Below are 12,817 nucleotides of genomic sequence, written 5' to 3' on the forward strand. Positions count from 1 at the left end.
GGTTACGGGGGAAAACCGAGGCAACCCTTAGGCCGAAATGCGTGGGATCGTGTCGTCGGCACGCAACGTAAAGATCTCGTAGCCGGTTTCGGTGACCAGCAGGGTATGTTCCCACTGGGCCGAGAGCTTACGGTCCTTGGTGATGGCGGTCCAACCGTCGCCCAGTACCTTGGTGTCGGCCTTGCCCTGGTTGATCATCGGTTCGATGGTGAAGGTCATGCCTGCTTTGAGCTCCATGCCGGTGCCAGCGCGGCCGTAGTGCAGGATCTGTGGTTCTTCGTGGAACACCGTGCCGATACCGTGGCCGCAGAATTCGCGCACCACCGAGAAGCCGTTCTTTTCGGCGTGCTTCTGAATCACTTCACCGATGTCGCCCAGGCGGCAGCCGGGTTTGACGATCTCGATGGCTTTGTACATGCATTCCTGGGTGACCTGGGACAGGCGCTCGGCCCAGACCGGCACGGTGCCGACGTGGAACATGCGGCTGGTGTCGCCGAAATAACGGTCCTTGATCACGGTGACGTCGATGTTCAGGGTGTCGCCGTCCTTCAACGGCTTGTCGCCTGGAATCCCGTGGCAGACGACGTGGTTGACCGATGTGCAGATCGACTTGGGGAAGCCTTTGTAGTTCAGAGGGGCAGGGATGGCGCCCTGCACATTGACGATGTAGTCGTGGCAGATCTGGTTCAGGGTCTCGGTGGTGACGCCGGGCTTGACGTGTTCGGCGATCATTTCCAGCACGTCGGCAGCCAGTTTGCCGGCGATGCGCATGCCGGCGATATCTTCGGCGGTTTTCAAACTAACGGTCATTACAGGCTCTCTCTAGCGCGACGCGCTGAAATCAATACGGTTTACGGGTGTGCGACAAAAGGTTGCAGAATTCGCACACGCCACAAAAAACGCGATTCTACCAGACGCGGGCGGCAAATCATGAGCGTCTGACGATCGCTTCTCTCTATAACGTGGGGGCAGGGTGGCTCTATTCAAAGGCTTACGCAAAAGCGCAAGACGGCAAATGTGATTGCGGGTTTCGTTTTTGTCCTTCGTGTGGTATAAAATGCGCCGCTTTCCGGGGATGCCCCGTAAAGCTTAAATCCACACACGTGTCGACACGATGACCTGGGTGCCGGAGGCGAATGCCGCTGGTTGGTCATTGGGATACGTGGAGGCCAAACCCGACTTATTAAGGAACTATCATGTCCCAAGTCAATATGCGCGATATGCTGAAGGCCGGTGTGCACTTCGGTCACCAGACCCGTTACTGGAACCCGAAAATGGGTAAGTACATTTTCGGCGCGCGTAACAAGATCCACATTATCAACCTTGAAAAAACCCTGCCAATGTTCAACGAAGCGCTGACTTTCGTAGAGCGCCTGGCTCAGGGTAAAAACAAGATTCTGTTCGTTGGCACCAAGCGTTCCGCTGGCAAGATCGTTGCTGAAGAAGCAGCACGTTGCGGTTCGCCGTACGTCGATCACCGCTGGTTGGGCGGCATGCTGACCAACTTCAAAACCATCCGTGCTTCCATCAAGCGTCTGCGTGACCTTGAAGTGCAAGCCGAAGACGGTACTTTCGCCAAGCTGACCAAGAAAGAGGCGCTGATGCGCACTCGCGACCTGGAAAAGCTCGATCGTTCCCTGGGTGGTATCAAGGACATGGGCGGTCTGCCTGACGCACTGTTCGTTATCGACGTTGATCACGAGCGCATCGCGATCACCGAAGCCAACAAGCTGGGCATCCCGGTTATCGGCGTAGTCGATACCAACAGCAGCCCGGAAGGCGTTGACTACATCATCCCAGGCAACGATGACGCAATCCGCGCTATCCAGCTGTACATGGGTTCGATGGCTGACGCTGTAATCCGTGGTCGCAACCACGTTGCTGGTGGTACCGAGCAGTTCGTTGAAGAAGCTCCGGTAGCTGCCGCTGAGTAATTAACGCCCTGGCGTTGACTCAGTAAGCAAAAAGGGGGCTTGGCCCCCTTTTTGCCACCTCGAAAACCATTTGTCGGCAGCGCAGCTACAACACCTGTAACGTGCAGCGGCCTACAAGGGTGATTCGGGAAGAATTGATCGCCCGTTTGATCGGGTGGAATGGTTGAAAACCTATCCAAGAGGATTTTGAAATGGCAGAGATTACTGCAGCGTTGGTTAAAGAACTGCGTGAGCGCACCGGCGAAGGCATGATGGATTGCAAAAAGGCCTTGACCAAGGCCGGCGGCGACATCGAAAAAGCCATTGATGACATGCGTGCTTCCGGCGCTATCAAGGCTGCCAAGAAAGCAGGCAACGTAGCTGCTGAAGGCGCTATCGCTCTGAAAGAAGACGGTAAGTCCGCTGTTCTGCTGGAAGTGAACTCGCAGACCGACTTCCTGGCTCTGCAGGACGATTTCAAGGCATTTGTTGCTGCTAGCGTTGAAAAAGCGTTCGCCGACAAACTGACCACTGTTGAGCCGTTGATCGAAGCTCAAGAAGCTGCTCGCCTGGTACTGGTCGGCAAGGTTGGCGAAAACGTCAACATCCGTCGCCTGGCTCGCATTGAAGGTGATGTGGTCGGTGGCTACCTGCACGGCAACAAAATCGGCGTTGTGGTTGCCCTCAAAGGCGGCGACGTTGAGCTGGCTAAAGACATCGCTATGCACGTAGCGGCAAGCAACCCTGAGTTCCTGCTGCCATCGGAAGTGTCTGCTGACGCAATCGAGCGCGAAAAAGCTGTGTTCCTGAGCCTGAACGCTGACAAGATCGCCGGCAAGCCAGAAAACATCGTTGAAAACATGATCAAAGGCCGTATCAGCAAGTTCCTGGCTGAAGCGAGCCTGGTTGAGCAGGCGTTCGTCAAGAACCCTGAAATCAAGGTTGGCGAACTGGCTAAGAAGGCCGGTGCTGAAATCGTTTCCTTCACTTACTACAAAGTAGGCGAAGGCATCGAGAAGCCGGTCGACAACTTCGCTGAAGAAGTTGCTGCCCAGCTGGCTGCCGCCAAGCAATAAGACAGTTTTTAACTGTCGCCCGAAAGAGGCTGCCCGCTCACGCGCGCAGCCTCTTTTCAAATGGGAAGGCCAATTTTATTTGGATTCCCTTCGGAACTGGCTTACAAAGCCGTGTTCCGATGGCGCTGTGATGGCGTCCAGCTAGAGTGAACGCAAGCCGTAAACGGCTCGCCAAGAATTTTTAAAAAATACGCCGCAGGAGAGATTCGCAATGGCTCAGCAGGGCAGTGGTTATCAGGCTCGCTATAAACGCATTCTACTCAAGCTTAGCGGCGAGGCCCTGATGGGCTCGGAAGAGTTCGGGATCGATCCCAAGGTACTCGACCGCATGGCGCTGGAAGTCGGCCAACTGGTCGGTATCGGTGTTCAGGTTGGCCTGGTGATCGGCGGCGGCAACTTGTTCCGCGGTGCGGCACTGAGTGCTGCCGGTATGGACCGAGTCACCGGCGACCACATGGGCATGCTGGCCACTGTGATGAACGCCTTGGCCATGCGTGACGCCCTTGAGCGTGCCAATATCACCGCTATCGTCATGTCGGCTATTTCCATGGTCGGTGTAACGGATCACTATGATCGTCGCAAAGCCATGCGTCACCTGGATGCCAAAGAGGTGGTGATTTTTGCTGCTGGTACCGGTAATCCGTTCTTCACCACTGATTCGGCAGCGTGCCTGCGCGGTATCGAAATCAACGCTGACGTGGTCCTCAAAGCCACCAAGGTTGACGGTGTTTACACAGCAGATCCATTCAAAGACCCGCATGCCGAGAAGTTCGATCATCTGACTTATGATGAAGTACTGGATCGCAAGCTGGGCGTGATGGACCTGACGGCAATTTGCCTGTGCCGCGACCACAAGATGCCGTTGCGCGTATTTAACATGAACAAGCCCGGTGCCCTGCTGAACATCGTACACGGCGGCGCGGAAGGGACTCTGATCGAGGAAATCGAACAATGATCAACGAAATCAAGAAAGACGCTCAAGAGCGCATGCAGAAATCCCTGGACTCGCTGAATCATGCGTTTGGCCAGATTCGTACCGGCAAGGCTCACCCAAGCATTTTGGGCAGTGTAATGGTGCCGTACTACGGCGCTGATACCTCTATCACCCAAGTGGCCAACATCACTGTAAAAGATTCCCGAACCCTGCAAGTCGTGGCCTTTGAGCGCAACATGCTCGGCGCCGTCGACAAGGCGATCCAGAGCGCCGGCTTGAACCTCAACCCGACCAACTTGGGCGAGCTGCTGCTGATCTCCATGCCGGCCTTGACCGAAGAGACCCGTAAGGGCTTCACCAAGCAGGCGCGCAGTGCCGCTGAGGATGCACGTGTGGCCGTGCGCAACATCCGTCGTGATGCCTTGGGTGACCTGAAGAAGCTGGTCAAGGACAAGGAAATCAGCGAAGACGAAGAGCGCCGTGCTGTCGCTGATATCGACAAACTGACGAAAGACGCCGAGGCCCAGATCACCAAGGCCACGGAAGAGAAAGAAAAGGACCTGATGGCCGTATAAGGGGTCAGGACGCCTTCATGGAAAAGACCAAGCAGACTGTGCCCTCCGCGGTGCCGCGCCATGTCGCGATCATCATGGATGGGAATAATCGCTGGGCGAAGAAACGCTTTATGCCGGGCGTTGCCGGGCATAAAGCGGGTGTCGATGCGGTGCGCGCCGTGATTGAGGTGTGTGCCGAGGCCAAGGTTGAAGTGTTGACCCTGTTTGCCTTCTCCAGCGAGAACTGGCAGCGGCCCGCCGAAGAGGTCAGTGCCTTGATGGACCTGTTCTTCAAGGCGCTGCGTCGTGAGGCCAAGCGCCTCAATGACAACAACATCAGCCTGCGCATCATTGGTGATCGCTCGCGGTTCCATCCGGAACTGCAAGCGGCCATGCGCGAAGCCGAGGCTATCACTGCCGGCTCGAACCGTTTTGTCCTGCAGATTGCAGCCAACTACGGTGGCCAGTGGGATATCGCCCAGGCTGCACAGCGGCTTGCCCGCGAAGTGCAGGCCGGGCATTTGCGGCCTGACGACATCACGCCCGAACTGTTGCAAACCTGCCTGGTAACCGGCGACCTGCCGTTGCCGGACCTGTGCATTCGTACGGGTGGCGAGCACCGCATCAGCAATTTCCTGTTGTGGCAGCTGGCCTACACCGAGCTGTACTTCTCCGACCTGTTCTGGCCGGACTTCAAACACGATGCCATGCGCAATGCGCTGGCCGATTTCGCTTCCCGTCAGCGTCGCTTCGGTAAAACGAGCGAGCAGATCGAAGCTGGAGCCCGGGTTTAAATGCTTAAACAACGAATCATCACAGCACTGATCCTGCTGCCGATCGCCTTGTGCGGGTTTTTCCTGCTCGACGGTTCTGGCTTTGCGCTGTTTATCGGCCTGGTCGTGACCCTGGGTGCCTGGGAGTGGGCGCGCCTGGCCGGTTTCAGTGCGCAGTTGCCGCGCGTGGTGTACGCCGCTGTCGTGGCGCTGCTGCTGTTCCTCATGTATACGCTTTCGAGCGTTGTCGTGCCTTGGGTGTTGGGCGCAGCGGTGCTGTGGTGGGCGCTCGCGACCTTCCTCGTGCTGACCTACCCGCGCACCAGTGGCCACTGGTCCAGTGTGGCCAGCAAATTGGTCATTGGCCTGGTGATTCTGCTGCCAGCCTGGCAAGGGTTGGTGGAAATCAAGAATTCGCCGATGGGCAACTGGTTGATCATGGCGGTGATGGTGCTGGTGTGGGGGGCGGATATCGGTGCCTACTTCTCCGGTCGGGCTTTCGGCAAGCGCAAGTTGGCGCCGGCGGTCAGTCCGGGCAAGAGCTGGGAAGGTGTTTACGGTGGCTTGGCATTAACGTTGGTCATCACGTTGGTTGTCGGTGTTGTGCGCGACTGGTCGGTGAAGGAAATCCTCCTGGCTTTGCTGGGGGCGGCCGTGGTCGTGTTTATCTCGGTGGTCGGTGACCTCACCGAAAGCATGTTCAAGCGCCAGGCCGGGATCAAGGACAGCAGCAATCTGTTGCCGGGTCATGGCGGTGTGCTGGATCGTATCGACAGCCTTACCGCTGCGATTCCGGTGTTTGCTGTGCTGTTGTGGATGACGGCTTCGTGAGCCGCCTGCAGCAGGTGACTGTACTGGGCGCGACCGGTTCGGTCGGGCTGAGTACCCTGGACGTGATCGCTCGTCATCCTGATCGTTATCAGGTGTTTGCTCTGACTGGTTACACACGGTTAACTGAATTGCTGGCCTTGTGTGTTCGCCACACGCCGCGTTTTGCGGTAGTGCCTGAAGCAACAGCAGCGCGCGGCCTTCAGGGTGATCTGCGAGCCGCAGGCCTTGCCACGCAAGTGTTGGTGGGTGAGGAGGGCTTGTGCCAGGTCTCGGCCGACTCCGAGGTTGACACCGTGGTGGCGGCCATTGTCGGGGCGGCAGGCTTGCGCCCGACACTGGCGGCAGTTGATGCCGGCAAGCGGATCCTTCTGGCCAATAAAGAAGCGCTGGTCATGTCCGGCACGCTCTTCATGCAGGCGGTACGCAAGAGCGGCGCCGTTCTGCTGCCCCTGGACAGCGAGCACAACGCGATTTTCCAATGCATGCCTGGTGACTTTGCCCGTGGCCTGAGCCAGGTGGGCGTACGGCGGATTCTTCTGACGGCTTCCGGTGGCCCATTCCGGCAAACGCCATTGGCTGATCTTGAGCACGTGTCGCCAGAGCAGGCGTGTGCACACCCGAATTGGTCCATGGGGCGCAAAATCTCTGTGGATTCGGCGAGCATGATGAACAAAGGCCTGGAGTTGATCGAGGCATGCTGGTTGTTCGATGCCCGGCCTGATCAGGTCGAGGTCGTGATTCACCCGCAAAGTGTGATTCATTCCCTTGTCGACTATGTGGACGGTTCGGTGTTGGCCCAGTTGGGCAACCCTGACATGCGCACGCCAATCGCCAATGCCCTGGCTTGGCCGGAGCGGATTGACTCCGGCGTTGCTCCGTTGGACCTGTTTGCGATTGCTCGCTTGGACTTCGAGGCCCCGGATGAGCAGCGTTTTCCGTGCTTGCGCCTGGCGCGACAGGCGGCGCAGGTGGGTAACAGTGCACCGGCGATGCTCAATGCGGCCAATGAAGTGGCCGTGGCGGCGTTTCTCGAACGGCGCATCCGCTTTCCGCAGATCGCGAGTATCATCGAGGACGTTTTGAGCCTTGAGCCGGTAGTGGCAGTTAATGATTTAGCGGCAGTGTTCGAGGTTGATACAAAAGCCCGTGCGCTGGCTGAGCAATGGTTGAACCGCAACGCGCGTTAGTCTGTGGGCAGGTTTAAGTCTTCAGGCACTGGATTGGAATGCGGAGAAATTAGATGAGTGCGCTCTACATGATTGTCGGCACCCTGGTTGCTCTGGGTGTGCTGGTTACCTTCCACGAATTCGGCCACTTCTGGGTGGCGCGTCGTTGCGGCGTCAAAGTATTGCGCTTTTCCGTCGGTTTCGGCATGCCGTTACTGCGCTGGCACGACCGTCGTGGCACCGAATTCGTGATTGCAGCCATTCCGTTGGGCGGCTACGTCAAGATGCTCGATGAGCGCGAAGGCGAAGTGCCTGCTGATCAGTTGGACCAAACCTTCAATCGTAAGACCGTTCGTCAGCGTATCGCTATTGTTGCAGCCGGCCCGATCGCCAACTTCTTGTTGGCGATCGTGTTCTTCTGGGTCTTGGCCATGATGGGCAGTCAGCAGGTGCGCCCGGTCATCGGCGCGGTCGAGGCGGACAGCATGGCGGCTAAGGCCGGCCTGGTCGTGGGGCAGGAAATTGTTTCTATTGATGGCGAGCCGACCACAGGGTGGGGCGCAGTCAATTTGCAGTTGGTACGCCGCATGGGTGAAAGCGGCACCATCAATGTCGTGGTGCGCGATCAGTATTCCACCGCCGAGACGCCGCGTGAGTTGGCTCTGGACCATTGGCTCAAGGGGGCGGATGAGCCTGACCCGATCAAGTCCCTGGGCATTCGTCCGTGGCGCCCGGCGTTGCCGCCGGTGCTCGCCGAGCTGGACCCGAAAGGTCCGGCGCAGGCTGCCGGCTTAAAAACTGGCGACCGTTTGCTGGCACTCGATGGCCAGGCGCTGGGCGACTGGCAACAAGTGGTCGACCTGGTGCGTGTACGCCCTGATACCAAAATTGTGCTGAAAGTTGAGCGTGATGGTGCTCAAATCGACGTCCCTGTGACGCTGTCGGTTCGCGGGGAAGCCAAGGCGGCTGGGGGTTACCTAGGTGCCGGGGTGAAAGGTGTCGAGTGGCCGCCTTCGATGGTGCGGGAGGTTAGCTTCGGGCCGTTGGCGGCAATTGGCGAGGGTGCAAAACGCACTTGGACCATGAGTGTGCTGACTCTCGAATCGCTCAAGAAAATGTTGTTCGGCGAGCTCTCGGTAAAAAACTTGAGTGGACCGATAACCATTGCTAAAGTGGCGGGCGCTTCTGCCCAGTCGGGTGTCGCGGATTTCCTGAATTTCCTGGCTTATCTGAGTATTAGCCTTGGAGTTCTGAATTTGCTGCCCATTCCAGTATTGGATGGGGGGCATCTGTTGTTTTATCTGGTCGAGTGGGTGCGTGGTCGCCCCTTGTCGGATCGGGTGCAGGGTTGGGGGATACAGATCGGTATCAGTTTGGTGGTCGGAGTGATGTTGTTAGCTCTGGTCAACGATCTGGGACGACTGTAACGCTTCGCTGAATTGCGAATCTGCCGCATTTTGCGGCAGTTTGTTTATTGCCAGTTGGAATAAGAAAGGACTTCATGAAACGTCTGCTGCTAACTGCGGTTCTCACCGTATTGATGATCGCCGAAGTTCACGCCGAGTCCTTCACTATCTCCGATATTCGCGTCAACGGCCTCCAGCGGGTTTCCGCAGGTAGTGTCTTTGGTGCCTTGCCGTTGAACGTCGGGGAACAGGCGGATGATCGTCGCCTGGTGGAATCCACTCGTGCGCTGTTCAAAACCGGGTTCTTTCAAGATATCCAACTGGGTCGCGAGGGCAATGTCCTGGTCATCACTGTCGTCGAGCGACCGTCCGTCGCAAGTATCGAGATCGAGGGCAACAAAGCGATCTCCACTGAAGACTTGATGAAGGGCCTCAAGCAATCCGGCCTGGCCGAGGGCGAGATCTTCCAGCGCGCCACCCTTGAGGGTGTGCGTAACGAACTGCAACGCCAGTACGTTGCCCAGGGCCGCTACTCAGCGTCCGTGGAAACTGAAGTGATCCCCCAGCCTCGTAACCGTGTTGGCCTTAAGGTCAACATCAACGAAGGCACCGTGGCGGCGATCCAGCACATCAACGTGGTGGGTAATACCAAGTTCGCTGATGACGACCTGATCGACCTGTTCGAGCTCAAGACCACCAACTGGCTGTCGTTCTTCAAGAACGACGACAAGTACGCCCGTGAAAAGCTCTCTGGTGACTTGGAGCGCCTGCGTTCCTACTACCTAGACCGTGGCTATATCAACATGGATATCGCTTCGACCCAGGTGTCCATCACCCCGGACAAGAAGCACGTCTATATCACTGTTAACGTCAACGAAGGTGAGAAGTACACCGTTCGTGACGTGAAGCTCAGCGGCGACCTGAAAGTACCTGAAGACCAGATTAAGGCGCTGTTGCTGGTGCAGAAGAACCAAGTGTTCTCGCGCAAGCTGATGACCACCACTTCCGAGCTGATCACCCGCCGTCTGGGTAACGAAGGCTATACCTTCGCCAACGTCAACGGCGTGCCGACTCCGCACGATGATGACCACACTGTGGACATCACCTTCGTTGTCGACCCAGGCAAGCGTGCCTACGTAAACCGCATCAACTTCCGTGGCAACACCAAGTCTGCGGACGAAGTGCTGCGTCGTGAGATGCGTCAGATGGAAGGTGGCTGGGCGTCGACTTACCTGATTGACCAGTCCAAGACCCGTCTTGAACGTCTGGGCTTCTTTAAAGAAGTCAACGTCGAAACCCCGGCCGTACCGGGTGTGGATGACCAAGTTGACGTGAACTACGCCGTTGAAGAACAAGCGTCGGGCTCGATCACGGCCAGCGTCGGTTTCGCACAGAGTGCGGGTCTGATCCTCGGTGGTTCGATCACCCAGAACAACTTCCTCGGTACGGGTAACAAGGTTTCCATCGGCCTGACCCGAAGCGAATACCAGAGCCGCTATAACTTCGGTTATGTCGACCCCTACTGGACTGCTGACGGTGTGAGCCTTGGCTACAACGCCTTCTACCGCACCACCGACTACAAAGACCTTAACGTTGACGTTGCAAGCTATGCGATCGACAGCCTCGGCGCTGGTGTCAACGTTGGTTACCCGATCAGCGAGACTTCGCGCCTGACCTTCGGTTTTACTGCGCAACAGGACAAAATCAAGACCGGCGTGTACACCACGGACGAGATTTTCGACTTCGTGCGCCGTGAAGGTGACCAGTTCCTGAACTTCAAGGCTTCGGTCGGTTGGTCGGAATCGACCCTGAACAAAGGTGTTCTGGCGACCCGTGGTCATTCGCAAAGTGTGACTGCGGAAGCCACTACGCCGGGCAGCGACCTGTCGTTCTTCAAGCTCGACTACCGTGGCCAGTTGTTCCAGCCGCTGAGCGATAACTACACCATGCGCCTGCACACTGAGCTGGGTTATGGCGACGGTTATGGTTCGACCAATGGGCTGCCGTTCTACGAGAACTACTATGCGGGTGGCTTCAACTCGGTACGTGGCTTCAAGGACAGCACCTTGGGCCCACGTGGTACCCCAAGCCGTGGTCAGGCTGTAACCGGTAACCAGGGCACCACCGTTGACTCCAACAATGATGCTCTGGCGTTCGGTGGTAACGTGTTGATTCAGGGTGGCGCGGAGCTTCTGTTCCCACTGCCGTTCGTCAAGGACCAGCGTTCGTTGCGGACCTCGCTCTTCTGGGACGTGGGTAACGTGTTCGACTCCAAGTGTCAGCAGGTCACCAACCCGAGCGGCGTGAAGTCCCAGACTCAGTGCAACGACGTCAGCCTGACTAACTTGGCCAGCTCCGTGGGTGTTGGTGTTACATGGGTGACCGCGCTTGGCCCACTGAGCTTTGCTCTGGCCATGCCGATCAAGAAACCAGATAACGCTGAGACCCAGATTTTCCAATTCTCCCTCGGCCAGACGTTCTAAGCGTCTGACCCAAGATAACGACAACGGATTCTGTAGGAGTACATCGTGCGTAAGTTGACTCAATTGGTTCTGCTGGCCACCGTGCTGGTAACGACCCCGGCCTTCGCCGAAATGAAAATCGCCGTCCTGAACTATCAGATGGCTCTGCTGGAATCCGACGCGGCCAAGCGTTACGCCGTAGATGCCGAGAAGAAATTCGGTCCGCAGTTGACCAAGCTCAAGACCCTGGAAAGCAGTGCCAAGGGTATCCAGGACCGCCTGGTAGCGGGTGGCGACAAAATGCAGCAAGGCGAGCGTGAGCGTCTGGAGCTTGAATTCAAGCAAAAGGCTCGTGACTATCAGTTCCAGTCCAAGGAGCTGAACGAGGCCAAAGCCGTTGCTGACCGTGAAATGCTAAAGCAGCTCAAGCCGAAACTCGACAGCGCCGTGGAAGAAGTCATCAAGAAAGGTGCCTTTGACCTGGTGTTCGAACGCGGCGCCGTGATTGACGTCAAGCCTCAATACGACATCACCCGTCAGGTGATCGAGCGCATGAACCAGCTGAAGTAAGCCATGACCGCGACTATCAAACTCGGCGAGTTGGCCGAGTTCCTGGGGGCCACCTTACGTGGCTCCCCGGAGAAAGAAATCACTGGGCTAGCCACCTTGCAGGAGGCTGGCCCAGCTCAGTTGAGCTTCCTTGCAAATCCCCAATACCGTAAATACCTGGTCGACAGCCAAGCCGCAGCTGTATTGCTGAAGGCCGCCGATGCCGAGGGGTTTATCGGGGATGCGTTGGTGGTGGCCGATCCTTACCTGGCCTATGCCCGGGCATCGCACCTGTTTGATCCGAAGCCCAAGGCTGCTGGTGGAATTCACCCGTCTGCCCTTATCGCCGATGATGCTCAGGTTGATCCTGCGGCCAGCATTGGCGCATTCGCCGTGATCGAGAGCGGCGCGCGCATTGCCGCGGGTGTCACTGTGGGCGCGCATTGCTTTATCGGTGCGCGCTGTGAAATCGGAGCCGATGGCTGGCTGGCCCCCCGCGTGACCCTGTACCACGACGTGCGTATCGGTGAGCGGGTTGTCATTCAGTCGGGTGCTGTGATTGGTGGTGAAGGTTTCGGCTTTGCCAACTCCAAAGGCGTTTGGCACAAGATTGCCCAGGTCGGCGGCGTATTGATCGGCGATGATGTGGAAATCGGTGTCAACACGGCTGTGGATCGCGGGGCCTTGGCCGATACCGTAATCGGTAACGGTGTGAAGCTCGACAACCAGATCCAGATCGCCCATAACGTGCAGATTGGCGATCACACCGCCATGGCCGCCTGTGTGGGGATTTCCGGCAGTACCAAGATTGGCAAGCATTGCATGCTCGCCGGTGGCGTTGGGCTGGTGGGCCATATTGATATTTGCGACAACGTATTCATTACTGGCATGACCATGGTGACCCGCTCGATTACCGAGCCTGGGGCCTACTCATCCGGTACGGCCATGCAGCCTGCGGATGAATGGCGCAAGAGTGCAGCGCGCTTGAGGCAGCTTGACGACATGGCTCGACGCCTTAAACAGCTGGAAAAGCGTGTTGGGGACGTGACCCCTGGCGGTAATGCTTCATCAGAAGGCTGATACCATTTCCATATCAAGTGTGCACAGCCGCTAGACTGCCTCCTTGATTTGCTAGCGGGGCGTGCGTTTAGTC

12 protein-coding genes are annotated in these 12,817 nt (G+C 57.4%); 11 read left to right on the plus strand and 1 reads right to left on the minus strand.

All coding sequences use genetic code 11. The features are described 5' to 3' along the window. Positions 1 to 27: 27 nt before the first annotated feature. Complete coding sequence (gene map, locus E0F99_RS10575) at positions 28 to 810, minus strand: type I methionyl aminopeptidase (protein ID WP_083359813.1); 783 nt, start codon at positions 808 to 810, stop codon at positions 28 to 30. A 386-nt stretch (positions 811 to 1,196) separates the two neighbouring features. On the opposite strand from map, the gene rpsB reads away from it, so the two are divergent. The 11 genes from rpsB to lpxD all read left to right on the plus strand — a co-directional run bounded on the left by rpsB (position 1,197) and on the right by lpxD (position 12,744). Beyond that, a complete protein-coding gene (rpsB, locus tag E0F99_RS10580; RefSeq protein WP_003219330.1) occupies positions 1,197 to 1,934 on the plus strand; it encodes a 30S ribosomal protein S2 in 738 nt (245 codons plus the stop codon). 191 nt (positions 1,935 to 2,125) lie between these two features. Then, positions 2,126 to 2,989, plus strand: a complete 864-nt coding sequence (gene tsf / locus E0F99_RS10585) for a translation elongation factor Ts (RefSeq protein WP_083359812.1) — start codon at positions 2,126 to 2,128, stop codon at positions 2,987 to 2,989. Between the two features lie 211 nt (positions 2,990 to 3,200). After that, positions 3,201 to 3,944: a UMP kinase gene (gene pyrH, locus E0F99_RS10590; protein ID WP_071487452.1), complete on the plus strand. Its 744-nt coding sequence runs from the start codon at positions 3,201 to 3,203 to the stop codon at positions 3,942 to 3,944. Further along, positions 3,941 to 4,498, plus strand: coding sequence for a ribosome recycling factor (gene frr / locus E0F99_RS10595; RefSeq protein WP_049709667.1), 558 nt, complete (start codon positions 3,941 to 3,943; stop codon positions 4,496 to 4,498). The genes pyrH and frr overlap by 4 nt, the downstream gene beginning before the upstream one ends. A gap of 17 nt (positions 4,499 to 4,515) precedes the next feature. Further along, positions 4,516 to 5,271, plus strand: coding sequence for a polyprenyl diphosphate synthase (gene uppS / locus E0F99_RS10600; protein ID WP_064451153.1), 756 nt, complete (start codon positions 4,516 to 4,518; stop codon positions 5,269 to 5,271). Then, positions 5,272 to 6,081 carry a phosphatidate cytidylyltransferase gene (locus E0F99_RS10605; protein WP_083359811.1) on the plus strand — a complete coding sequence of 270 codons (810 nt, stop codon included), beginning with the start codon at positions 5,272 to 5,274 and terminating at the stop codon, positions 6,079 to 6,081. Continuing rightward, complete coding sequence (gene ispC, locus E0F99_RS10610) at positions 6,078 to 7,268, plus strand: 1-deoxy-D-xylulose-5-phosphate reductoisomerase (RefSeq protein WP_083359810.1); 1,191 nt, start codon at positions 6,078 to 6,080, stop codon at positions 7,266 to 7,268. The genes E0F99_RS10605 and ispC overlap by 4 nt, the downstream gene beginning before the upstream one ends. A 53-nt stretch (positions 7,269 to 7,321) precedes the next feature. Beyond that, on the plus strand, positions 7,322 to 8,674 hold the full coding sequence (rseP, locus tag E0F99_RS10615) for a sigma E protease regulator RseP (protein ID WP_083359809.1): 1,353 nt from the start codon (positions 7,322 to 7,324) through the stop codon (positions 8,672 to 8,674). A 74-nt stretch (positions 8,675 to 8,748) separates the two neighbouring features. Next, positions 8,749 to 11,136 carry an outer membrane protein assembly factor BamA gene (bamA, locus tag E0F99_RS10620; protein WP_083359808.1) on the plus strand — a complete coding sequence of 796 codons (2,388 nt, stop codon included), beginning with the start codon at positions 8,749 to 8,751 and terminating at the stop codon, positions 11,134 to 11,136. 45 nt (positions 11,137 to 11,181) lie between these two features. Beyond that, complete coding sequence (locus E0F99_RS10625; RefSeq protein WP_003189173.1) at positions 11,182 to 11,685, plus strand: OmpH/Skp family outer membrane protein; 504 nt, start codon at positions 11,182 to 11,184, stop codon at positions 11,683 to 11,685. Positions 11,686 to 11,688: 3 nt separating this feature from the next. Then, positions 11,689 to 12,744, plus strand: coding sequence for a UDP-3-O-(3-hydroxymyristoyl)glucosamine N-acyltransferase (gene lpxD / locus E0F99_RS10630; protein WP_083359807.1), 1,056 nt, complete (start codon positions 11,689 to 11,691; stop codon positions 12,742 to 12,744). Positions 12,745 to 12,817: the final 73 nt, after the last annotated feature.

This window comes from Pseudomonas antarctica (genome assembly GCF_900624995.1).
Taxonomy (GTDB): Bacteria; Pseudomonadota; Gammaproteobacteria; order Pseudomonadales; family Pseudomonadaceae; genus Aquipseudomonas; species Aquipseudomonas antarctica.